Here is a 21,703-nt window from a genome sequence, read left to right as displayed (position 1 = left end):
CGGCCTAGCCCTCGGTGGCGATCGAAATCGGCGGCTGTGAAGGCCTGGCCGCACCTGTCGTACCGGCCTCCACCCTCCCGGCCTCCGTCATTCCGGCGTGCTTGTGGCCGGAATCCACTCCACTCCCGTCCCGTTCGAACGTCAGCGAGAGTCGCTTCAACCCCCGCAGCATGAAGCTGGGCTCATAGGCGAAGTCATTGTCCGCGCCGAATCGGACCGTCTCGAACCGGGTGGCCAGCTCCTCGAGCATGATCCTGGACTCCAGGCGCGCCAGCGGTGCGCCCAGGCAGGCGTGGATACCCGCGCCGAACGCGATGTGCGACTTGGCGTCGGCGCGCGTCGGATCGAACTCGTCGGGCTGGTCGAACGCCGCCTCATCACGATTGGCCGAACCGAAGCAGAGCACGACCAGCTGCCCCGCCGGGATGGTGTAGCCCCCGAGATCGGCCTCGGCCTTGGTGACTCGGAACATGCTCTGCACCGGAGTCAGGAAGCGCAGCCCTTCTTCGATGACCGCTGCCGAGCGGTCGGCGGGGTCCTCGCGCAGCCAATCCCACCATCGGGGAGCCTTGGTGAGCTCGTGCAGTACACCGGTCAGCAGCTTGGTCGAGGTCTCGTTCCCGGCGATGAGCAATTGCTGGATGATGCTCAAACACGCGCCGGTACTGATGGGTTCGTCACCGTCTTCGGCACTGGGTGCCGTCACCAGTCCGCTGAGCAGATCATCGCGCGGATTGGCGCGGCGGTCGTCGAGCTCGGCGGCGAAGAACTTCTGGTACTCGAGCAGACTTCGGGCCTGATCCAAGCGCCCGGCCTCGTCGAGCTCGGCACCGACACTGGCGGTGAACTGATCCGACCAGCGCTTGAAATCGTCGATCCGGTCATCGGGCACGTTCAGCACATGGGCGATGACGAGCAAAGGTAGCGGGGCCGCAACGGCTTTCACGAACTCGACCGGATCACCCGGCGGCAAGCCCGCGGCCAGCGAACGGGCGATCTCGCGAATCCGCGGCTCCAGCCGGGCGATGAATCGCGGTGTGAACGCCTTGGCCAACATGCGCCGGTAGTAGTGGTGTTCCGGTGGATCGGCGGTGAGCAGCGTCGGTACCGCCGGCCAACCCTGCGCCTCGATCTCGGCGATCTGGTCCTTGATCGATTCGGGGGCGGGCAGCTGTGGCAGCCCGAAATTCGATGAGAACACCGCATGGTCGGCGAGGGCCTTGGCGACCAGTTCGCGTGCGGATACGAACCACATGCCCCGGCTCGCGACGAAGTGCACCGGAGCCTGTTCGCGCAGCACCTGGTGCCACGGGTAAGGACATTGCAGCACTTGCGGATTCAGGAGATCGAATTCGGCAACGGGGTAGGACGAGGGATCGGTCAAAGCCGCCTCCAGAGATACCACTGACCCACGAGACGGTGGGAAAGCGTGTACTTGACTAATTAACTGGCCAATATAATAGTGATGTGGGTCATAGACAAGGGCGGTCGTGAGGTTCCGGTCGCCGAATACGGAGGAGGGGCGAGTGAAAGCCCTCGTAACAGGCGCTGGCAGCGGCATTGGCCGCGCGATCGCAAACCATCTGGCAGACAGCGGATTCGACGTTATCGCTGTCGATATCGACCTGACGGCTGCCGACGAGACGGCGAAGGCGATCGGTGGCACCGCGGTGCGGTGCGATGTCGCCGACGAAGGATCCGTGGCGGCCTTGGCGGAGGCCGTGGACGCGCTGGACGTACTGGTCAACAATGCGGGTATCTGGCGGTCGCAGACGCTCGACGACAGCACCATCACCGAGGTAGACGCGGTACTGCGCACGAATGTGGTTGGCAGCTGGTTGGTCTCGCGCGCGCTATCGCCCAAGTTTTCGGAGCGTGGTGGGGCAATCGTCAACCTGACCTCCGTGCTGGCCGAGATGTCGGGTCCGGGACGAGGGATCTATCCGGCCTCCAAGGCGGCCATTGTGGCGCTGACCAGGCAGCTGGCGGTCGAGTACGCGCCGCGCGGCATTCGGGTCAATGCGGTGGGGCCGGGCCTGGTGGTCACCGAGGGCACCAGCGCGGAGTTCGGCGATCCCGGCATCCAGCAGGCCATCGGTGCGGCCATGCCGCTCGGTCGACTGGGCGAACCAGCCGATATCGCCGGGGCCGTGGGCTTTCTGGCCTCCCCGGCGGCGAGCTACATCACCGGTCAGACGCTGTTCGTCGACGGCGGGTGGTCGGTGAACGGGTCTGCCTTCATCGGTATGGCCGCACAGCAGTACGTCCAGCAGTTGACGGCCGCTGGCTGATCTCGAACCCACCAACAGATTGGATCGCTGTGTCGGACCTCGACATTCGTGATGACATCGGCGTCGAAGCGCTGCTGTCGATCTACACCAAGGCCACTCGAATCAAGCTGTGCGACGAGAAGTTCCGGGCGCTGGTGCTCGCCGGACAGGTGAGCGCCCAGTACTACTCGCCGCGCGGTCAGGAAATCATCTCGTCGGCGATCGGCACGCTGCTGCGCACCGACGACTATGTGGTGACCACCTACCGCGGGCTACACGATCAGCTCGCCAAAGGTGTGCCGCTGCGCGAACTCTGGGCGGAGTTCATGGGCAAGGCCACCGGCACCTGTAAGGGCAAGGGCGGGCCGATGCACATCACCCACCCGGCCTCCGGATTGATGGTCACCACCGGCATTGTCGGCGGTGGTCTGCCCATCGGCGCGGGTCTGGCGCTGGCGACGCAGATGCAGGGCACCGACCAGGTGACGGTGGTGAACTTCGGTGACGGCGCCACCAATATCGGTGCCTTCCACGAAGCCTGCAATCTGGCCGGGCTGTGGAAGCTGCCCGTCGTGTTCTGTTGTCACAACAATCTTTACGCCGAACACACCGCCTATGCGGACGGCACCAATGTGGCTCGGATCGCCGACCGGGCCGCCTCCTACGGGTTCCCGGGCGTGCGGGTGGACGGCAATGATCCGGTCGCCATGTACGGGGCCGCGCGCGAGGCCATCGCGCGGGCGCGAGCGGGCGAGGGGCCGACCCTGTTGGAGGCCATGACCTTCCGGTTCTACGGCCATCAGATGTCGGATCAGAACGAGTACATGCAACCCGGCGAACTGGCCGCCGCGCGCGCCGCCGACCCGGTGCCACGGATGCGGGACTGGTTGATCGCCGAGGGGATAGCCACCGCCGCGGAGCTCGACGCGGTGGAGGCGGAGCAGAAGGCGGCCATCGCGGATGCCGTCGAATTCGCCGATGCCAGCCCGCTACCGGACCTGAGCGAGGCCCTGACCGATGTGTACGAGGAGGCGCTGATATGAGCCACACCGCCGTGGAAACCCAGCCGATGACCGGATTCCAGGCGCTCGGCAGCGCATTGGACGATGCCCTCGGGCGTGACCCGTCGGTATTCCTGCTGGGTGAGGATATCGCCGACCCTGGCGGCGGCGTATTCATGGTGACGCGCGGACTGTCCACCAAGTACGGCAAGCACCGGGTACGCGCCACACCGATCAGCGAGCAGGCCATTATGGGTGCCGCGATCGGTGCGGCGGTCGCGGGAATGAGACCGGTCGCCGAGATCATGCTCATGGATTTCCTCGCCGTCTGTATGGACCAGCTGTCCAATCACGCCGCCAAACTGCGCTATATGTCCGGTGGGCAGACCACCGTGCCGCTGACCGTGCGCTGCGCGGCCGGAGCCGGAATGCAGTTCGGCGCACAGCATTCGGAGATGTTGGAGGCCTGGCTCACCCACATCCCCGGGCTCAAGGTGGTGGTGCCCAGCAATCCGGCCGACGCCAAGGGGCTGCTCACCGCATGTATCGAGGATCCGGACCCGTGCGTGATCGTGGAGCAGAGCCTGCTGTACTTCGCGCCACCGCAACCGGTTCCGGTGGGGCGGCACTATGTTCCGCTCGGGGTGGCGGCCACGGTGCGGCCCGGCCGCGATATCACGCTGATCTCCTACGGGCGGCAGGTGCACGACGCCATGGCCGCGGCACAGCAGTTGGCGGGCGAGGGTGTCGAAGCCGAGGTGATCGATGTGCGGTCGCTGGTACCCCTCGATACGGAGACCATCCTCGGATCGGTGGCGCGCACCCGGCATGCCGTCGTCATTCATGAGGCGGTGCGGCGCAATGGGTTCGGTGCGGAACTGGCCGCGATGATCAGCGAGGAACTCTTCGATGAACTGGCGGCTCCGGTCGGCCGGGTAGCCGGGGCCGAGACACCGATTCCCTACTCCAAGCCATTGGAGGATGCGTTCGTCCCCAGCGCGGACGGCATTGTCGCCGCGGTACGGAGCACGCTGAAACGCTCGCGCAGTCGCGTCGTGAGTTGAGGGGTGGATGGCAGTGGCTTATGGGCTGGCAGCCGTCGCGCACCGCGATCCCGACGGGATCGCGGTCACCGACGGTGATCTCGAATGGTCGTGGGCGCGACTGAATTCCATGGTGAACCGGACGGTGGGCTGGTTGCTGTCGCTCGGTGTGGGCGCGGACCAGCGGGTCGCCGTCCACGCGGAGAACGGGGTGTACACCGCCCTCGCGCATCTGGCGACCACCTATGCGGGGCTGTCGGTGGTCCCGGTGAACGCGCAGCTCACCGTCGACGAGGTGCGCTACATCCTCGACGACGGCGCGGTGCACACCGTGTTGTGTTCGGCGCGCACCGCCGCGACCGCGCGGACCGCGAGCGCCGAGGTGCGGGTGGTCGCCTGGGGCGCGGACGATTCCGACGGTGTCGAATCCTTCGAGTCGCTGATCGAGGGCTTCGCCGATAGTGAGCCGTCCGAGCTGATCGCACCGGCCGCGCCGCTGTACTACACCTCGGGAACCACCGGACTGCCCAAGGGGGTGCCGCTGCCGGATCAGATGTATCCCACCGGCGAGAACATTGTCGAACACGTGCGGCGGCTCGAACAGTCGCCGGTGCGGCCCAGGGGCAGGCACCTGATTGTGGGACCTATGCACCACACCGGGCCGATCGGCGGTGTGCGGGCGCTGGCCGTCGGCAATCCGCTGGTCATTCTGCGCAAATTCGACGCGGAGGAGGTGCTGCGGCTCATCGAACGGCACCGCGTGGAGAGCTCGATGATGGTGCCGACGCACTTCGCCAGACTGCTGGCGCTGCCCGAGGGCATGCGAAAGCGCTACAACATCAGCAGTATTCGCACTGTCGTGCACACCGGGGCGAGCTGCCCGGTGCACGTCAAGCGGGCGATGATCGACTGGTTCGGGCCGGTGTTCGCCGACGCGTACGGGTCGACCGAGGTAGGCACGGTGACCATGATCGACTCCCAGGAGTGGTTGGCCCATCCGGGATCGGTGGGGCGGGCACTGCCGGGATGTGAGTTGAGCATTCGCGATGCCGATGGTGCGGTCCTGGCGGCCGGGGAGACCGGTCTGGTGTGTGTGCGGTCCACTGTCGGTGTTCGTCCTCGGTACCACAATGATCCGGAGAAAACGGCGCGCAGTTACCTCGACCGCGACGTATTCATTATCGGAGAGATCGGCTATCTCGACGAGGACGGCTACCTGTTCCTCACCGATCGAGCCTCCGACATGGTGGTCAGCGGTGGAGTGAATGTGTATCCGGCCGAATCCGAGGCGATATTGCGCACCCATCCCGGAGTGTTCGATGTCGCGGTGATCGGAATCCCGCACCCCGAGATGGGCGAACAGCTGTGCGCGCTGGTGGTGCCGTGAGAGCGCCCGCCCGACCCGGCGGAACTCGTCGCCTGGTGTCGAGATCGCCTGGCGCATTACAAGTGTCCGGCCATGATCGAGTTCGTCGATACCGAACTGCGGACGGTGATGGGCAAGGTGAACAAGCGGGCGCTGCGGGACCGGTATCTGGCCGCGCGGCAACCGACCGCGGTGGTACCGGGAGAGCGATCATGAGCACGCTCGATGCCGCCGCGCCCACAGCTCATCCACCGGTCTTTCACTTCACCGATGAACACGGTGCCCTCCGTGCGGTATTGCGGAGATTCTTCGGGACCATCACCGAGGCCGACGATGCCACGGCCACCTGGCGGCGGCTGCTGGACGAGATCGGCATGGGTGACATCCTCTGCACCGGCTCCGCCGAGCCCGTCGGTACCGCAATAGATCTCGCGATTCTGGCCGAGGAAGCGGGCGCGGCGCTGTATCGAGGACCACTGGTTTCGACCGCGGTCGGCGGACCGCTTCTGACCGTCGCCGGATCGGGTGCGGTGGATGGCGCACTCCTCGGTGCCGGAATCACCGGGCTGACCGGACACCGTGGCGGGGACGGTGTCCGGGTCAACGGCACGGCGGAGCCGGTGTGGGAGCTCGACGGTGCGGAGTCGATCGTGGGCGAGTTGTCGATCGACGGCGAGCGGACGGTGGTCGTCCTGAACCGTGACACCCCCGGTGTGACCGCCACCGAGCTCGACGGGCTCGATCCGTCCCGTTCGCTGGGTCGCGTCGAATTCGTGGATGCCGTACCGGATGTCGTGATCACGGGCGCGACGGCCCTAGCGGCGCTGCGCCGACGGGGTGATCTGGTAGTGGCCGCGGAGCTGCTGGGTGTCGCGCAGCGGACCTTCGACCAGACCCTGGACTATGTCGCGGGCCGTATCCAGTTCGGGCGCACGGTCGGCTCGTTCCAGGCGATCAAGCACCGAGTGGCGGATCTGCTGACACAGGTCGAGCTGACCCGGTCGGCGGTGTACGGCGCTGCGTGGCAGCTGACCACCGCGCCCGAAAGCCCGCGCACCGATACCGATCTCGCGATCGCGGGCGCAATGGCGGCGGATACGGCGACCGCCGTGACCAGGGCCGCGGTGCAGCTGCACGGCGGTATCGCGATCACCTGGGAACACTGGGCGCACCGATATCTGCGGCGCGCGCACTCGGTGGTCGCGCTCACCGGGGGAGCGCCACGATATCGGCGGCGGCTCGCCGAACTTGTGGATCTCGAGGACGGCCACCGTGACTGACGACACCGTGGACGGGCCGCATTTCGTCGCCCACACCTTGATCGGACCCACCATCGCGGCATGGGGGACCCTGCAGCAGCAGCGGCGGTATCTGCCCGGGATCACCTCCGGAGCCGATATCTGGTGCCAGCTGTTCAGCGAACCGGGAGCCGGATCCGATCTGGCGAGCCTGGGCACCCGGGCACAGTCGGACGGCGACGATTGGATCGTCAATGGTCAGAAGGTGTGGAGTTCGTTCGCGAATCTCGCCGGATACGGCATGCTGCTGGCGCGCACCGATCCGGATAAACCGAAACATGCCGGTATCACCTGCTTTCTGCTCGATATGGCCGCACCCGGAGTGACCGTGCGCCCGCTGCGTCAGATCACCGGCGAGCAACATTTCTGCGAGGTGTTCCTCGACGCCGTCCGGGTGTCCGACGATATTCGGCTGGGGGAGGTGAATGACGGGTGGCGGGTGGCACTGTCGACCCTGAGCACCGAAAGATCCGGTCTCTCCGGCAGTTCCGAGGCGAGCGGTGTGCCGCTGGCGCCGGTGCTGGAATTGGCTCGCCGGGCCGGGGCGTGGCGCGACCCGGTGCTGCGCGATCGGCTGATGGCGCTACTCGCCACCGAGCGGGCATTGCACCTGACCAATCTGCGCGCGCAAGCACCCTCCTCACAGTCGCGTGGCGGCGCGGAGGGATCGATAACCAAACTCGCGCAATCGGAACTGGCGCAACGGATTACCGAACTCGGATACGAGGTCGCCGGTGCCGACGCGGCCTACGCCGATACCGGTCTCACGCCCGAGGCGTACGCGCTGCTGGACAGTCGCCGACTCACCATTGCCGGTGGCACCTCGGAGATTCAACGCACCATTATCGCCGAACGGGTCCTGGGCCTGGACCGCGAACCCGATCCGAACCGGGGGCGACCCTGGAGTGAGTTGCGACGGGGGTGAATACCAGTGCACGACAACGGCGGCGACCCGACGGTGACGGTCCGGCCCTCCGGCATCCAATTCACCGCCACCCCCGGACAAACCATTATGGCCGCCGCACTCGCGGCCGGATATCGGTGGCCGACCATCTGCGGGGGGCTCGGCGATTGCCTCGTCTGCCATGTCGATGTCCTCGAACATGCCGAGCGGCTGTCGACAGCGGCCGAATCCGAGACGCGGGTGGTGAGAGATCTGCGGCCGCACGGCAGTGGGCCGGTCCGGCTGGCCTGTCAGGCGGGGGTGCACGGCGATGTCGTGGTGCTCAAACGCGGCGTCCGGCCGTCGCACAAACCGTCGACCGATGAGGAGAAATCACGGTGACAAGTAAGCCGATCGACCCCCAGCTGATGGATCTAGAGAATGGCCGAATTCGGCTGCGCGGCGGCCGCTGTGCGGCCTGCGGGGACCACCACTTTCCGGTCGGTGCCGCCTGTCCGCGCTGCGGTGCGCGAGAAATCTCGGTGGTGCCGCTCGCCGAACAGGGCGTGCTGTGGAGTTGGACAGTTCAGCGCTTCCCGCCACCGAGCCCGCCGTATGCGGTTGCGGGGGAAGCCTTCACGCCGTTCGGATTGGGCTACGTCGAACTGCCCGACCAGGTGATCGTGGAATCGCTGCTGACCCGGGCGGATCCGCGGCAGTTGCGTATCGGGATGCCCATGCGACTGACCGCCCTCGAGGTGCCCACCGAATCAGGGGAAACAGCGACAACTTTCGCGTTCACCCCCATCGATCAGGGAGAAGCGTGATGAAGGCCGCCATTATCGGAGTCGGTTGCCGTCCCTTCGGCCGGTATCGCGAGACCACGGCGCGCGCGGAGGCCGTGCACGCCGTGCGGCAGGCCCTGGACGACGCCGGAGTGGGGTGGTCCGATATCGACTACGCGGTCGGGGGCAGCATGTCCGCCGGCTCGGCCGATACCCTCGTCACCGAACTCGGACTGACCGGCGTGCCGTTCATCAATGTGCTCAATGGCTGCGCTACCGGCAGCAGTTCGCTCATCTCCGCGGTGCACGCTATCGAATCCGGTGCGGCCGAATGCGCGCTGGTGGTCGGGTTCGACGCCCATCCGCGCGGGGCATTCCGCATCTCCACCGAACATATGGGGCTCGGCCGCTGGTACGGGACCACCGGGATGGCGGTGACCGCACAGTTCTTCGCACTCAAGATCCAGCGCTACCTGTACGCGCACGACCTGCCGCCACGACTGCTGAGCGCGGTGGCGGCCAAGGCGTTTCACAATGGCTCGCTGAATCCGAATGCCTGGCGGCGCAAAGAGCTCTCGGTCGACGATATCGAGAACTCGACCATGCTGGTGGATCCACTGCGCCAGTACATGCTGTGTTCGCCCGGGGACGGCGCGACCGCGCTCGTGCTGTGTAAGGCGAAGAATGCCAAGCGGTTTCGGCGCGACCCGGTGCATGTGGCGGCGGTGGCGGTGCGGACCCGTCGGCCCGGATCGTTCGAGGTGCTCAGCCCGTCGCTATCGATTCGGGGTGGCGAGAGTCCGACGGTCGACGCCGCCCGCGCGGTATTCGAACAGGCCGGAATCGTTCCCGCCGAAGTCGATATCGCGCAGGTGCAGGACACCGACTCGGGCGCGGAGATCATCCATATGGCCGAGACCGGGCTGTGCGCGCACGGTGAGCAGACCGAACTGATCGATGCCGGAGTCACCGCCCTCACGGGCCGGTTGCCGATCAATACCGACGGCGGCTGCCTGGCCAATGGCGAACCGATCGGGGCGTCGGGGCTGCGGCAGATCCATGAGAACGTCCTGCAATTGCGCGGTACGGCCGGGGACCGGCAGGTCGCACGACCGCCCCGGGTCGCGCTGTCCCACGTCTACGGTGCGCCCGGTTTGAGCGGTTGCGCGCTGCTGACCCGATAGGAGTCCCGTCGTGAAGGTTGTGGTGGACCGTGACCGGTGTATCGGGCACGGAGTGTGTGAGGCGGTGTCGGCGGAACTATTCGTCGTCGGTGACGACGGCACCGTGCAGGTACTGGTCGACGAGATATCCGGTGAGACAGCCGCGCTGGCGGCGCTGGCGGTCGCGGACTGTCCGAGCCAGGCGCTGCGGATCGATGAGGACTGAGAAGTCCGGTAGGGAAAGCGAATTCGTATGGAAATCAGAATGCCGAAGCTCGACGTCTCCATGACCGACGGCACCTTCCTGGGCTGGTTGGTACCCGATGGGCAGGCGGTCAGCGAGGGTGAGCCGCTGTACACGGTGGGCACCGACAAGGTGGAAACCGAAATCCCCGCCCCGTCACAGGGCGTGCTGCGCCACGGCGCCGTCGAGGTCGATGGTGAGTACCCGGTGGGCACCACGCTCGGCGTCCTCGAACCGGAGCACTGAGCCATGGCGTCGACGCGGTATCGCGACAGTGCGTTCCTCACCGGGCATCACCGACCCAACCGGATGGAGGTGGACGCGCCGGATCTGTTCATCGAGGGTGAGCTGCCCGCGGATCTGGCGGGCGTGTTCTACCGCAATGGGGCAGAGCCACTGTATCCGCCGACCGATGAGGACTATCACTGGTTCGACGGGGACGGCATGGTGTACGCCTTCTTCATCGAGGACGGTCGGGTGTCGCTGCGTAACCGTTGGGTGCGCACCGACAAGCTGCTGCTCGAAATGAAGGAGGGGCGACGGCTTTTCGGTGTCCACGGCAATCCGATGACCACCGATCCGCTGGCGGAAGGCACCCGCTACAACACCGCCAATACCAATATCGTCCTGCACGGCGGGAAGCTGCTCGCACTCATGGAGGGCGCGCCACCGGTCGAACTCGATCCCCGGACCCTCGACACGCTGGGGGAGGAGACCTACGGCGGGGTGGTCACCACGACCTTCAGTGCGCACCCGACGGTCGACCACTCGACCGGAGAGCTGATCAATATCGGTTCGATCGCGCGACGCGGTGACGCTGCCCCCGAATTGCGCTACGACATTATCGATTTCGATGGGCGGCCGATCGCTACGGAAAGCGTTCCGGTCCCGCATCAGAGCATGCTGCACACCTTCTTCGTCACCGAGCACTATGTGGTGTTTCCGGTGACACCCCTCGACATCAGCCTGCCACGCGCCATGTCCGGCGGTCCGCTGGTCGGCTGGGATCCGGACCGGCCGACGAAACTCGGCCTCATGCCACGGCGCGGCACCGCGGCCGACGTCCGATGGTTCGAAGCCGAACCCCGGCACATGATGCATCAGGCCAATGTGTGGGAGTCCGACGGTCGGATCGTCGCCGATGTGGCGGCGGCCGAGGGCACGGCGCTCTTCCCGGATATCGATGGCACGCGCCGCACCCACCGGGAAACGCGACAAAGCTTGCGCCGCTGGACTATCGATCCGACGGCCACCACCGATGTGGTGCGCGAGGAGATTCTCAATGACCGCGATATCCAGTTCCCGCGACCCGATGACCGGCTCATGACGCGCCCCAGCCGCTACGCGTTCGCCAATAGCAACCTGCACTCGGTCGATGGTCGCGCCGATGGCATGGACTCGGTGGTTCGGGTCGATACGCGCACCGGTTTCGAAGACCTGTACCACTTCGGTGACTCGGCTGCGGCCGGTGAACTCATCTTCGCGCCCAAGGTCGGTGGCACCGACGAACTCGACGGTTACGCAATAACTTTGGTGCACCAGGCTGGGGCCGCGGAAACCGAATTGGTGGTGTTCGACGCCAAGGACCTGACGGGTGGGCCGCTGGCCCGGGTCAAGGTGCCATTCGCGATCCCCAGCGGATTCCACTGCAATTACTACAGCGTCGACAATCCGCTGTACCGCCAGGCGATGGGGTAGCGGCATGACGATTTCTTCGCGGGAATGGCGTTTGATCGCCCGTCCGATCGGTGAACCGAAACCGACGGACTTCGAGTTCGCCACCGTCACCCTGGAAGAACCGGGGCCGGGGCAGATTCTGGTGGCCAATGACTGGCTGTCGGTGGACCCCTATATGCGGGGACGGATGAACGAGGGCAAGTCGTACATGCCGCCGTTCGAGCTGGGGCAGACGATGACGGGTGGGGCTGTCGGCACCGTGATCGCCTCCGCAGCTGATACCGTCCCGGTCGGCACGAGTGTCATTCACTTTGCCGGATGGCGCGAATACGCCGTGCTCGACGTGGCCGACGTGCATGCGGTCGATGTGAATCGCTCACCGGCACAGGCGTATCTGGGGGTGCTCGGTGCCACCGGCCTCACCGCGTATGTGGGGTTGACCGAGATCGCGCCGGTGGGCGAAGGCGATGTCGTCTTCGTTTCGGGTGCGGCGGGGGCGGTGGGTTCGGTCGCCGGGCAGATCGCGCGCAAGCTCGGGGCCTCCCGCGTCATCGGGTCGGCGGGCGGACCGGAGAAGGTCGCGCGGCTGGTCTCGGATTTCGGATTCGACGCCGCAATCGACTACCGCGCCGGACATCTCACCGAACAACTCGCGGCCGCCGCACCCGAGGGAATCGATATCTATTTCGACAATGTCGGCGGCGAACATCTGCAAGCGGCCCTCACCGTGCTCAATACCTTTGGGCGGGTAGCTTTGTGCGGCTCGATCTCGAGCTACAACAACGCCACCTCCGCTCCCGGACCGAATAACCTGCACCTGGCGACTCGTAAACGCATCACCCTGCGCGGCTACATACTCGGCGATCACACCCATCGGTCCGGGGAATGGGTTCGCACCGCATCCGGCTGGCTGGCCGACGGGTCGCTGCGGGTGGGGGAGACCGTCGTCGATGGGATAGACCACGCACTCGACGCCTTCCTGGACATGATGCGCGGAGCCAACACCGGCAAAATGCTTGTTCACCTGCCACGGGAAGGGGAGTCGCGTGTCGAACACCGCAACACCTGAGACAACTGGAATCGATACCGCGACAGCCGATATCGACGTTCACAATCCGGCCGATGGACGCCCCGTGGGACGGGTCGCCGACCATTCGGCGGTCAGCGTTGCCGACACGATCCGCGACCTTCGGGTGCACCAACCGGAATGGGAATCCATCGGCGTACGCGCACGCGCGGAATGGATTATGCGGTTCCAGGATTGGTTGGTCGACAATACTGCCCGGCTCACCGATATCGTGCAGTCCGAAACCGGCAAGACCCGGTTCGACGCCGAAATCGAAGTGCCCGCCGCGATCGACCTGGCCAAGTATTGGGCGCGCAATGCCGAGGCCTTCCTGGTGGATGAGAAGGCGACACCGCACAGCCCGATCGGTCGAACGAAGCGTCTGGTCAAGACCTTTCGGCCGCATCCGGTGGTCGGCATCATCACGCCGTGGAACCTGCCGATCATGAACCCTTGCTTCGATGCTTTCGCCGCGCTACTGGCCGGGGCGGCCGTGGTGGTGAAGCCATCGGAGGTGACCCCGTTGAGCGCGGTCGAACTGGGGCGCGGCTGGGCCGAAATCGGTGCGCCACCGGTATTCACCGTGGTGACGGGGCGCGGTGCGACCGGGCGCGCGGTGGTCGAGGCTGTCGACTATGTGCAATTCACCGGATCGACCAGAACCGGCCGGGCGATAGCGGTGGCGTGCGGGGAGCGGCTGGTCCCGTACAGCCTCGAATTGGGTGGTAAGGATCCGGCCATTGTGCTCGCCGACGCCGATATCGATCGCGCGGCGGCGGGCATTGTCTATGGGGGACTGTTCAATTCGGGGCAGGCGTGTATCTCCGTGGAGCGCGTGTACGTCGAAGCGCCCGTGTACGACAGCTTCGTCAGCAGTCTTGTCGCTCAGGTCAACGAGCTGCGGCAGGGCCAGGACGGCCGCGACTTCGCCTTCGATATCGGTGCGATGGCTACTTCGGCGCAGCGCGATATCGTGCAGCGGCACGTGGAGGACGCATGCGCGAAAGGCGCTCGAATCCTGGTCGGCGGCAAGCCCACCGGAACCGGCACCTTCTTCGAACCGACCGTGCTCGTCGACGTGGACCACTCGATGGCCTGCCTCACCGAGGAAACGTTCGGGCCGGTGCTACCGGTCATCAAGGTCGCCGATGAAGCCGAAGCGATTCGTATGGCCAATGACTCGACCTATGGACTGTCCGCCACCGTGTGGACGGGTGACCGGAGTCGCGGTGAACGGGTGGCCCGCAGCCTGGAAGTGGGAGCGGTCAATGTCAATGATGCCTACGCCAACATCGTGAACTTCGCCCTCCCCATGGGTGGTTGGAAAGACTCCGGCATCGGAGCCCGCTGGGGCGGCGCATCCGGAATCCGCAAATACTGCCGCCAACAAGCGATTACCATTCCCCGAGGACCCGCCCTCTCCCGAGAGCCGCTCTGGTACCCGGCATCCCGTATCAGGTCCCGTGTCGTCACGACCCTGATGCGGGCAGTCGACGCCCGAGGCTGGCGCAAGCTGCCAAACGCTCTCCGCCGCAACAGATAACGAATCCGAGGTCACCGTGATGCTGAGACTCCTCACGAAATCCCCGATCTGGCAGTACATGCTGCACGGACTGGTCGCTCGGCGCAGGCGCGGGCAGCTCGCCGGAGGTGTACGTCGAATACCGGGCGGCTCGCCGCACCGCAGGTTAGTGAGATCGCCGATGGGTCGGTCCGGTTGACCACGACGGTGTCCTCATGGTCCGGACCGGTGGATACGTGACGTCAGGCCGGGGCGCCGAGCGGTGGGTGGTCGAGGACGCGGGGCTTGTACTCGACCAGCTGGATGCCGCCGTCGAAGGTGCGGTGCTCGATCATGTCGAGGGCGACGTCCGGATAGCCGTCGTAGATGCGTTCCGCGCCTGTGGCGCCGGTGATGACCGGGAACATCACGACGCGGAATCGGTCGACGAGTCCGGCTCGTAGCAGGGACTGGCACAGGCTCAGGCTGCCGATTGTGCTGAGGAGCCCTGAGCCGCTGGCTTTCATGGCGCGGACCGCCTCGATGGCGTCGTCGCGGACGAGCGTGGAGTTGGCCCACGTCAGTGGGGCCTCGAGGGAGGAGGAGAACACCACCTTGGACGCTTTCGTGAGCCCGTCGACGGACGCTTCTTCTTCGGGTCGGAACTCGTCTTGGCCATCGGGGACCTGGCCGGCGGCGAAGCCCGACATCAGGCGGTAGGTGTTGGCTCCCATCAGGTGGGTGGACTCGGGCTGCTCGCCGAGCCATGCGAGGTACTCCGGGCCCTCGAGGCCCCAGAACCCGGGCCATCCCTCTCCCGATGCGTAGCCGTCGAGAGAGGTGATGAAGTCGACGAGAAGCTCCGACATGGCGGTGTCCTTTCCTAGGGTGTCATTAGCTTTGACCGGTCGGGAGCCACAAACTCATCGGTCGAACTGCCAGCATCACGGGAGAGGTTGGGCCCCGTGCTTGACCGTGCCCTCGGGGCAGGGTGTGAGCTGTCAGCCATACCGACCAGGTAAGGAGATCGAGTATGGGGTGGAGCACCAGGCAACTTGCCGAGCTCACGCACACAACGATCAAAGCGGTCCGCCACTACCACGACATCGGGTTGCTCGAGCTGCCCGAACGCGCTTCCAACGGGTACAAGCAGTACAACGTCACTCATTTGGTTCGGCTGATACAGATCAAGCGGCTCAGCGAACTGGGTGTGCCGCTGGCGCAAATCGCGGAACTGGGAAGCGCCGATCAGGATCCCGAACAAGCGATCCGCAGCCTCGACGCCCAGCTCGCGGCAACCGTCGAACGCATCAACCGGGCGCGCGCCGAACTGGCCACCATCCTGCGCCATCGCGCGCCGATGCATATTCCGCCCGAGGCCGCTGCCTTGTCCCGGACCCTGTCGAACACCCAGCATTCGCTGCTGACGGTCTACTCCACCGTGTTCAGTGAAGAGACCATGCGAGAGTTCCACGAGATGGTCGCCGATCCCGACCCCACCGAAGCGGAACTCGAGGCCCTGCCCGCCGACGCCGACGATGCGACGATCGAACAGCTCGCCCAGCGCATGCTGCCCGTGGTCCACCGGCGGCGAGTCCAGTATCCGCGGACGGTCGACCCCGCGGCCGATTCACCTCTGGGCCCCGATGCCGCCCTCGAGGCGATGGCCCACGCAGTGACCGAGTTCTACAACTCCGCACAGCTGCGCGTCCTACAACGGCTGGACGCCTTGCTGGCTCAGCCGCACGACAGCGATACCGAGGAACGCTGACTGCTCAACCGGTGGCCGGGCAGTCGAGGTCTTCGGCCGGCAGCACACCGTCGACGAGATACGCGGTCGTGATCCGCGAAGCACAGGAGTTGCCGCCGAGAACGTAGGCGCCGTGCCCGCTGCCATCGACGCGCAGCAGCCGGGATCGTTGACCGAATTTCTCGTTCAGCAGTTCGCCACCGCGCAGCGGCGTGACCGGATCGCGTTGGTTCTGCATGATCAGGACGTCGGCTGGTCCTGAGTCGTCTACCGCGACCGGGGGTTCGGCGGGCCGGTACGGCCACGCGGCGCACGGCAGGATATTGGCGGCGGCCGCGCCGAAGAGCGGATACCGCTCACGGTCGTCAGCGACGGCTTGCCGATACGTCTGCACATCCTCGGGCCATTCGACGTCGTTGCAGGTCACCGCCAGGAAGACCGACCACAGGTTGTCGTAGGGCGACAGCGCGGCTGAGTCCGGCGGCGGATCCGCTACGGGTGCAACAGATTCGGATCCCAATAGCGACCGCCACGCCTGCGCCGTCTGCGGGTACGACCTTTCGCTGTAGAGGCCCACGAAACTGTTCAGCCGGAAGACCGCGCCGGTCATACCGTTCCCCGGAGACCGGTCGAACCGCTGAGCCAGCTGAAAATAGGTGGCGCGCACCTGCTCCGGGGTGTTGCCCAAGCCGTAGGTGTCATGCCGTTCGGCGGCCCAGCGCGCGAAGTCGGGGAAGGTCTGCTCCATTCCCAGGGCATACCTGCGCAGACCGTCGCGATCGAGGTGGGTGTCGCCGTAGTTGCTGTCGAGCACGACCCGATCCGCGCGTTCGGGGAACATCGAGGCGTACGCGGCTCCCAGCGAGGCCCCGTAGGAGTAGCCGAGATAGCTGGCCTGCTCCTCGCCGAGCGCGGCTCGGATCCGGTCCAGGTCGCGGGCCATATTCGCCGTCGACACGTGCCGCAGGCGTCCCTCGTGGTCGTTCGCCGCGCACTGCTCGGCCACCTGCTCGGCGATCCCCGCCTGCGCCCGCACCGCCGCATCATCGACCGCGTAGGGCGGCACATTGCCCTGATAGGGACCGCCGATGGTGAATCCGCAGCTCATCGGCGCGGAGTACCCGATGCCCCGGGTGTCCATCCCGATGAGGTCGTAGCTTTTCCGCACACCTTCGGGAAATCCTTGGGAGACAAGCAGTTTCGACTGAGCCAACCCCGATCCGCCTGGACCGCCCGGATTCAGCAGCAACACACCACGCCGCTTACCCGGATCCGTACTCGCCAGCCGGGAGATAGTCAGCTTGATCAGCGCGCCGCCGGGATCGCTGTAGTCCAGCGGCACCGGCACGGTGGCACACTGCAATTCGGGGGCCTCGGTCGCGACATCCGCAGGACACGAACCCCAGTGCACCTGTGGCGCGGCCGTCCCGTCGGGCGCACACGCCAGCGTGGACAGCACGACCACGGCGACCGCCGCCCCGAGCCCTCGGCGCGTATTTCGTTTCCGATCCATGTCCTCACATCCCGAATCTGGGCGTACCGGATACAGCCCACACCGTGCCCCTCGGGCAGAGTCAAACTTCGGGTGTCAGCGGCTGACTGCGGCTCCTAGCCCGCTCTTCGGCGTTTCAGAGCACTTCTGATGCCGAGATGGCCTCTGCCACGTTGATCTTCGGGCCTGTCGCATGGCCGCTTCGCTCAGCGCACACAGCGGCAATTGAGTGCGTTTCCTCGGCGGTGGCCGAAAGCCGTAATACTGGTCGGATGAGGTGGATTCGCGACTTCTACGCAGATGAGTGCATCTGGCTCCTGATCGAACTCGATGACGATGGCTGGCCCAACCGGCAGGTTAATCTGCGAGGTGCTGACGGCGAGCCGGTCACGGCCGCGTCGCTGGTGGAGGTGATGCATGCACGAGACCACGGGGGATTCGCCGCAGTTCAGGCGTACGAACTCAAATACGGTGTGCTCGCGGAGGGTAGCGCCGAGGATTGGGATGTCGAGGCCAGCGCCCTCGAGCAAATGACGGCCGAGGAATTCGAAACGGTCTGGATGATGGCTCGTCAAGCGATCGAGCACCGATTTCCTGCCGATAGCTGAGCGGATCTCCTCCGCAACAACGCACTCGCTCATCGGCAGTAGCGGCATTCCACCGATGTCGGATGCCCGCCGCCCGCGAATCTTCCAAAGTGCCGCGCTGGCCAGTTCGACCAGCGCGGTCAGCGACAGACGAGGACGTTTGAGAGTAAATCGGTACGTGCGCAAAGCATCTCCAGCTATGCGCCAAAGCGCCTCGCGATGATCGCTGAAGCGGAAGAATTCCGCTCGAGTGGTTTGTTCTGACCCTCACCTCAGAAGGTCGATCATGTCCACGATCGAACCAGTCGGATCGCGAAGGGGGCATCTATGACCGGGCCGAATCACAATCAGGCGTTGGCGAAGTACCGGCGGATCGCCGACAAGTACGACAGCCGGACAGCGCTGTTGGCTGGTCTGCGCCGCCGGACCGTCGAGAAACTCGACCTCAGCGCCGGTGATGTCGTCGTCGATGTCGCATGCGGAACCGGCGCGAACTTCGCCCAGATCCAAGAGCGCATCGGGCCGAGTGGCCGGTTGATCGGCATCGAACTGAGTCCGGAGATGATCGGCCAAGCGCAACGTCGAGTCGGTGACGCCGGCTGGACGAACGTCACGCTCGTCAACAACGGGATCGAACGGGCCGACCTACCGGCGGCACCCAACGCGTTCCTCTTCTCTCTCACCCACGACGTACTACAGCTTCCGGACGCACTGGCCGCGTTGTTTCGACACGCCGAACCGGGGGCGCGGGTCGCCACCGGCGGAACGAAATACACCGCGCGGGGCAGGCTCATGACCGACCCGTTCGTACGGATGCTGGCGCGCCGGTTCGTGACAACCACCGACGGTCTCGACCGGCCGTGGCGGCACTTGGAACGGTTCGCCGACCTGGCAGTGCGATCGACACTGCTGGGCGGCGGGTACATCGCCTGGGGAAGACTGCAAGCCTCGGCCGACTGACACACCCCTCTTTTTGATGACCGTTGATCGCGCCGCTACCTGTAATCGGTATGTGAGTGCGTCGGCCGGGCTGCGCGGCCGAGCGCTCAACGGCAGATGAGTGCGTTGGTGAGATCTCTCCGAGCCCGTCCTATCCTCCCAGCAGCTCGCGTGCTCGTTCGATCGAATCCTCGACATACGGGGGCGCACCCTTGCGGCTCTGTCCAACCTGTGTGCCGCAGGCGTACATGACAATGGTTCCGGCAGTCATGACCTGCGCGCGGGCGGTGAAGTTCCGTACGTGTTCGTAGTAGACGGTTCCGAACGCGATGTCGCAGTGAAGATTCCAGTGAGCGAGCCCGTGCCGACCACATAGCGGGCTATCGCTTTACTCGCGGCGATACTCGATGACGACAACCGGCGCGCTGGAAGTGAGGTCGTCGATCGCCTGCCATTGTTCGTAGGAATTGGTGTGGGGATCGAACTCGATCCATGTCGCTGGCATGCCGAAGCACCTCTGGTCGCCGGACTGCTGCCCTCAGCCGAGGCCGCCGAGAACTTTCGCGACTGCCGCGAATCCGGCCATCAAGAAGCCGGGCTGTGGATCTTGACGCAACTGCTTCTCGAGCACCAGATTCCGATCAACGACCGAACACGCGCCGAGATCGAAATTCTCGCCGAGCATTGGGGCGAACGGTTGGCCAGCCATGACCAAATCGCCGCGTGCGTCAGGGATTCCACCGCTGAGGCTTCCATACGACTACTTCCCGACGATCGCTCGACACCGGTCGATCCAGCCCAGATCGGCATTACCGATTCTGCGCTGACAGGCCTTCTCGTTGTCCCATGGCTCGAATGCTTGGCGATGCGACCGGGTGCTATCCACACGCCCACAGTTTCTTTCGACATGTCTCAGCGCGACCTACGCGACGGGCTCACCCTCGCTCCGGCCAGTGAAGCCGCAGTCACGGCACTATCGGCCGGTCTCACGTGGCGACCGCTGCAGGGCGCACCCACCGTGACGATCCACCTGGTCCTCCCGCGCGTGCAGTCACCACTACATCGCCGCATCCGTGCCGTCGCCAAAACCCTGGCGCACGAGCTGCACTGGCTGCCGGACTGAGGCGGTAGCTGAAACCACCGCCCTCGACACACCCTCGGATTCCGCACACCATCAGAAGCACTCGAAGAAGTGTTGCGGACCGCCTGAGCCCGCAGGGTTCGGCGAGTCGCGCCGAATGCCGACGCACAGTTCGCCGGTCGCGGGGCGGCCCGCCGACTAGAGTCTGTCATGTGTCAGGCTGCCGCTCGATCCTCGGTGCTGGAATCGCATGAGGGCCGTCGTGTACGACCGCTACGGCGGCCCCGAGGTGCTGTCGATCGCGGAGGTCCCAGCGCCTTCCCCAGGGCCGAAACAGGTGCTCGTCCAGGTGCACGCGACGTCGATCAACCTCTCCGACTGGGAGACACTACGGGGGACGCCGCTGTATTCACGCATCGGCGGGCTCCGGGCGCCTAGGCGCCCGGTTCTCGGATCCGATATCGCCGGACGGGTCGAAGTCGTCGGCTCCGAGGTCACACTGTTCGCACCGGGTGACGAGGTCTACGGCGACAATCTCATGCTCAAGGGTGGGTTCGCGGAATATGCCGTGGTTCCTGAATCGGCGCTGGCTCACAAACCGGCGGCGCTGAGCTTCGCCGAGGCGTCGACGCTGCCACAGGCGGGGGCGATAGCACTGCAGGGCACGGCCGACATCGCAGCCGGTATGTCGGTGTTGATCAACGGAGCGGGCGGCGGGTCCGGAGCGTTTGCGATTCAGTTGGCCAAGAGTGCCGGGGCTCATGTGACCGGGGTGGACAACGCCGCCAAACTGGCGTTCATGCGCACGCTCGGCGCTGACGAGGTCATCGACTATCGCGCTGAGGACTTCACCCGAACCGGACCGTACGACCGGGTGCTCGACCTCGTTGCCCACCGGTCGGTCTTCGCCTATCGCAGGTCGGTCGCGCGTGGCGGCCGGTACCGCTGCGTCGGCGGCACCACGCGCGCGTTGCTGCGGTTGACGACGGTCGGAGTGGTCGCCGGAATGGTGACCGGCCGCGGGCTCGGGGTCCTCGCGGTGAAGGAAGGGCCCGCGCACTTCACACCCCTCGCGGAGTCGTGTGTCGCGGGACGGATCGGTATCCACATCGACCGCAGTTACCCCCTCGACGAGACCGCGAACGCGCTGGCCCACGTCGGTGCGGGACGCGCCCTGGGCAAAGTGGTGGTCGAGATCCGCTGATCGGCGCCACCGGATGTTATGAGCCGCAACCAGTCTCGCCCGCCAGTGACCACGACGTGGCCGCTTCGCTCAGCGCGGTAGGCGGTGCGAGCTCAGGCGGTCATCGCAACACTTCTTCGAGTGCTCCTGATGGTGTGCGGAATCCGAGTGCTGTCGAGGGCGTTTCAGGTCCCGATCTGTACCGAACGCCGTTGCGGTACTAGGTGACTCACGACAATCGGTGAGCGGGGCAAACCTGTGGAGCCGGATGCCGTACCCGCCGTGGGAGAAGACATGGCGAAGGGGGATCGCACCGCAGGGGGCCGGATTCAGATTCGGCATCGATGTCGGCCGTCCTCGCGGTGCTGGCACCA

At 65.7% G+C, this 21,703-nt stretch carries 24 protein-coding genes; 20 read left to right on the top strand and 4 right to left on the bottom strand.

Annotated elements, in window-relative coordinates:
• Positions 1-4 precede the first annotated feature (4 nt).
• Positions 5-1,384 (bottom strand): cytochrome P450, encoded by a 1,380-nt coding sequence (locus NU1_RS12035; RefSeq protein WP_067520365.1) that lies wholly within the window; start codon positions 1,382-1,384, stop codon positions 5-7.
• 142 nt (positions 1,385-1,526) lie between these two features.
• On the opposite strand from NU1_RS12035, the gene NU1_RS12030 reads away from it, so the two are divergent.
• From NU1_RS12030 to NU1_RS11965, 15 genes are all read left to right on the top strand, one after another.
• Positions 1,527-2,291, top strand: a complete 765-nt coding sequence (locus tag NU1_RS12030) for an SDR family NAD(P)-dependent oxidoreductase (protein ID WP_218027826.1) — start codon at positions 1,527-1,529, stop codon at positions 2,289-2,291.
• Positions 2,292-2,320: 29 nt separating this feature from the next.
• Positions 2,321-3,313, top strand: coding sequence for a thiamine pyrophosphate-dependent dehydrogenase E1 component subunit alpha (locus NU1_RS12025; protein WP_067520361.1), 993 nt, complete (start codon positions 2,321-2,323; stop codon positions 3,311-3,313).
• Between the two features lie 11 nt (positions 3,314-3,324).
• The gene (locus tag NU1_RS12020) at positions 3,325-4,335 is read left to right on the top strand and encodes an alpha-ketoacid dehydrogenase subunit beta (RefSeq protein WP_218027827.1); all 1,011 of its coding nucleotides are present in this window, start codon (positions 3,325-3,327) and stop codon (positions 4,333-4,335) included.
• A 7-nt stretch (positions 4,336-4,342) separates the two neighbouring features.
• Positions 4,343-5,701, top strand: coding sequence for an AMP-binding protein (locus tag NU1_RS12015; RefSeq protein ID WP_084521210.1), 1,359 nt, complete (start codon positions 4,343-4,345; stop codon positions 5,699-5,701).
• 72 nt (positions 5,702-5,773) lie between these two features.
• Complete coding sequence (locus NU1_RS43780; protein WP_281221103.1) at positions 5,774-5,896, top strand: hypothetical protein; 123 nt, start codon at positions 5,774-5,776, stop codon at positions 5,894-5,896.
• Complete coding sequence (locus NU1_RS12010) at positions 5,893-6,960, top strand: acyl-CoA dehydrogenase family protein (RefSeq protein WP_067520359.1); 1,068 nt, start codon at positions 5,893-5,895, stop codon at positions 6,958-6,960. The genes NU1_RS43780 and NU1_RS12010 overlap by 4 nt, the downstream gene beginning before the upstream one ends.
• Positions 6,953-7,903, top strand: a complete 951-nt coding sequence (locus NU1_RS12005; protein WP_067520357.1) for an acyl-CoA dehydrogenase family protein — start codon at positions 6,953-6,955, stop codon at positions 7,901-7,903. Before NU1_RS12010 ends, NU1_RS12005 begins: the two co-directional genes overlap by 8 nt.
• A gap of 6 nt (positions 7,904-7,909) precedes the next feature.
• Complete coding sequence (locus NU1_RS12000; protein ID WP_245720073.1) at positions 7,910-8,263, top strand: 2Fe-2S iron-sulfur cluster-binding protein; 354 nt, start codon at positions 7,910-7,912, stop codon at positions 8,261-8,263.
• Positions 8,260-8,688 carry a Zn-ribbon domain-containing OB-fold protein gene (locus NU1_RS11995; RefSeq protein ID WP_245720072.1) on the top strand — a complete coding sequence of 143 codons (429 nt, stop codon included), beginning with the start codon at positions 8,260-8,262 and terminating at the stop codon, positions 8,686-8,688. Before NU1_RS12000 ends, NU1_RS11995 begins: the two co-directional genes overlap by 4 nt.
• Entirely contained in the window at positions 8,688-9,830 is a 1,143-nt protein-coding gene (locus NU1_RS11990) for a thiolase family protein (RefSeq protein ID WP_067520353.1), read from the top strand. Before NU1_RS11995 ends, NU1_RS11990 begins: the two co-directional genes overlap by 1 nt.
• Positions 9,831-9,840: 10 nt before the next feature.
• A complete protein-coding gene (locus NU1_RS11985) occupies positions 9,841-10,035 on the top strand; it encodes a ferredoxin (protein WP_067520351.1) in 195 nt (64 codons plus the stop codon).
• A 39-nt stretch (positions 10,036-10,074) separates the two neighbouring features.
• Positions 10,075-10,299 (top strand): biotin/lipoyl-containing protein, encoded by a 225-nt coding sequence (locus NU1_RS11980; protein WP_245720071.1) that lies wholly within the window; start codon positions 10,075-10,077, stop codon positions 10,297-10,299.
• A gap of 3 nt (positions 10,300-10,302) precedes the next feature.
• On the top strand, positions 10,303-11,751 hold the full coding sequence (locus NU1_RS11975) for a carotenoid oxygenase family protein (RefSeq protein ID WP_084521208.1): 1,449 nt from the start codon (positions 10,303-10,305) through the stop codon (positions 11,749-11,751).
• Positions 11,752-11,755: 4 nt separating this feature from the next.
• Entirely contained in the window at positions 11,756-12,799 is a 1,044-nt protein-coding gene (locus NU1_RS11970) for an NADP-dependent oxidoreductase (protein WP_067520347.1), read from the top strand.
• Positions 12,777-14,339, top strand: coding sequence for an aldehyde dehydrogenase family protein (locus tag NU1_RS11965; protein WP_245720070.1), 1,563 nt, complete (start codon positions 12,777-12,779; stop codon positions 14,337-14,339). The genes NU1_RS11970 and NU1_RS11965 overlap by 23 nt, the downstream gene beginning before the upstream one ends.
• A 221-nt stretch (positions 14,340-14,560) precedes the next feature.
• Here NU1_RS11965 and NU1_RS11960 read toward each other — a convergent pair whose 3' ends face one another.
• Positions 14,561-15,166 (bottom strand): dihydrofolate reductase family protein, encoded by a 606-nt coding sequence (locus tag NU1_RS11960; protein WP_067520345.1) that lies wholly within the window; start codon positions 15,164-15,166, stop codon positions 14,561-14,563.
• Between the two features lie 164 nt (positions 15,167-15,330).
• On the opposite strand from NU1_RS11960, the gene NU1_RS11955 reads away from it, so the two are divergent.
• Positions 15,331-16,068, top strand: coding sequence for a MerR family transcriptional regulator (locus NU1_RS11955; protein ID WP_067520343.1), 738 nt, complete (start codon positions 15,331-15,333; stop codon positions 16,066-16,068).
• Between the two features lie 4 nt (positions 16,069-16,072).
• Here the strand turns inward: NU1_RS11955 and NU1_RS11950 are convergent, their stop codons facing one another.
• The gene (locus tag NU1_RS11950) at positions 16,073-17,560 is read right to left on the bottom strand and encodes an alpha/beta hydrolase (RefSeq protein ID WP_067520341.1); all 1,488 of its coding nucleotides are present in this window, start codon (positions 17,558-17,560) and stop codon (positions 16,073-16,075) included.
• A gap of 251 nt (positions 17,561-17,811) precedes the next feature.
• On the opposite strand from NU1_RS11950, the gene NU1_RS11945 reads away from it, so the two are divergent.
• Both NU1_RS11945 and NU1_RS11940 read left to right on the top strand, forming a co-directional pair.
• Positions 17,812-18,147, top strand: a complete 336-nt coding sequence (locus NU1_RS11945; protein WP_067520339.1) for a hypothetical protein — start codon at positions 17,812-17,814, stop codon at positions 18,145-18,147.
• Positions 18,148-18,453: 306 nt separating this feature from the next.
• Complete coding sequence (locus NU1_RS11940; RefSeq protein ID WP_067520337.1) at positions 18,454-19,086, top strand: class I SAM-dependent methyltransferase; 633 nt, start codon at positions 18,454-18,456, stop codon at positions 19,084-19,086.
• A 517-nt stretch (positions 19,087-19,603) separates the two neighbouring features.
• Here NU1_RS11940 and NU1_RS42200 read toward each other — a convergent pair.
• Positions 19,604-19,774: a hypothetical protein gene (locus tag NU1_RS42200; RefSeq protein ID WP_169815045.1), complete on the bottom strand. Its 171-nt coding sequence runs from the start codon at positions 19,772-19,774 to the stop codon at positions 19,604-19,606.
• 198 nt (positions 19,775-19,972) lie between these two features.
• Between NU1_RS42200 and NU1_RS11935 the strand changes: the two genes are divergently transcribed.
• Both NU1_RS11935 and NU1_RS11930 read left to right on the top strand, forming a co-directional pair.
• Positions 19,973-20,188, top strand: a complete 216-nt coding sequence (locus tag NU1_RS11935) for a hypothetical protein (RefSeq protein ID WP_067520334.1) — start codon at positions 19,973-19,975, stop codon at positions 20,186-20,188.
• 208 nt (positions 20,189-20,396) lie between these two features.
• Positions 20,397-21,350 carry an NAD(P)-dependent alcohol dehydrogenase gene (locus NU1_RS11930; protein WP_067520332.1) on the top strand — a complete coding sequence of 318 codons (954 nt, stop codon included), beginning with the start codon at positions 20,397-20,399 and terminating at the stop codon, positions 21,348-21,350.
• Positions 21,351-21,703 lie beyond the last annotated feature (353 nt).

It is taken from the genome of Nocardia uniformis NBRC 13702, assembly GCF_001613345.1.
GTDB lineage: Bacteria > Actinomycetota > Actinomycetes > Mycobacteriales > Mycobacteriaceae > Nocardia > Nocardia uniformis.
The sequence above is the reverse complement of the archived record's forward strand: the minus strand, read 5'-3'. Positions and strand labels throughout refer to the sequence as shown.

Bases quoted from the DNA above. Each gene is read 5' to 3' on its own strand.
- NU1_RS12015 (WP_084521210.1), top strand. From the start codon at position 4,343: ATGGCAGTGGCTTATGGGCTGGCAGCCGTCGCGCACCGCGATCCCGAC.
- NU1_RS43780 (WP_281221103.1), top strand. From the start codon at position 5,774: ATGATCGAGTTCGTCGATACCGAACTGCGGACGGTGATGGGCAAGGTG.
- NU1_RS12010 (WP_067520359.1), top strand. From the start codon at position 5,893: ATGAGCACGCTCGATGCCGCCGCGCCCACAGCTCATCCACCGGTCTTT.
- NU1_RS11990 (WP_067520353.1), top strand. From the start codon at position 8,688: ATGAAGGCCGCCATTATCGGAGTCGGTTGCCGTCCCTTCGGCCGGTAT.
- NU1_RS11980 (WP_245720071.1), top strand. From the start codon at position 10,075: ATGCCGAAGCTCGACGTCTCCATGACCGACGGCACCTTCCTGGGCTGG.
- NU1_RS11975 (WP_084521208.1), top strand. From the start codon at position 10,303: ATGGCGTCGACGCGGTATCGCGACAGTGCGTTCCTCACCGGGCATCAC.
- NU1_RS11970 (WP_067520347.1), top strand. From the start codon at position 11,756: ATGACGATTTCTTCGCGGGAATGGCGTTTGATCGCCCGTCCGATCGGT.
- NU1_RS11960 (WP_067520345.1), bottom strand. From the start codon at position 15,166: ATGTCGGAGCTTCTCGTCGACTTCATCACCTCTCTCGACGGCTACGCA.
- NU1_RS11955 (WP_067520343.1), top strand. From the start codon at position 15,331: ATGGGGTGGAGCACCAGGCAACTTGCCGAGCTCACGCACACAACGATC.
- NU1_RS11950 (WP_067520341.1), bottom strand. From the start codon at position 17,560: ATGGATCGGAAACGAAATACGCGCCGAGGGCTCGGGGCGGCGGTCGCC.
- NU1_RS11945 (WP_067520339.1), top strand. From the start codon at position 17,812: ATGAGGTGGATTCGCGACTTCTACGCAGATGAGTGCATCTGGCTCCTG.
- NU1_RS11940 (WP_067520337.1), top strand. From the start codon at position 18,454: ATGACCGGGCCGAATCACAATCAGGCGTTGGCGAAGTACCGGCGGATC.
- NU1_RS42200 (WP_169815045.1), bottom strand. From the start codon at position 19,774: ATGGCTGGCCAACCGTTCGCCCCAATGCTCGGCGAGAATTTCGATCTC.
- NU1_RS11935 (WP_067520334.1), top strand. From the start codon at position 19,973: ATGTCTCAGCGCGACCTACGCGACGGGCTCACCCTCGCTCCGGCCAGT.
- NU1_RS11930 (WP_067520332.1), top strand. From the start codon at position 20,397: ATGAGGGCCGTCGTGTACGACCGCTACGGCGGCCCCGAGGTGCTGTCG.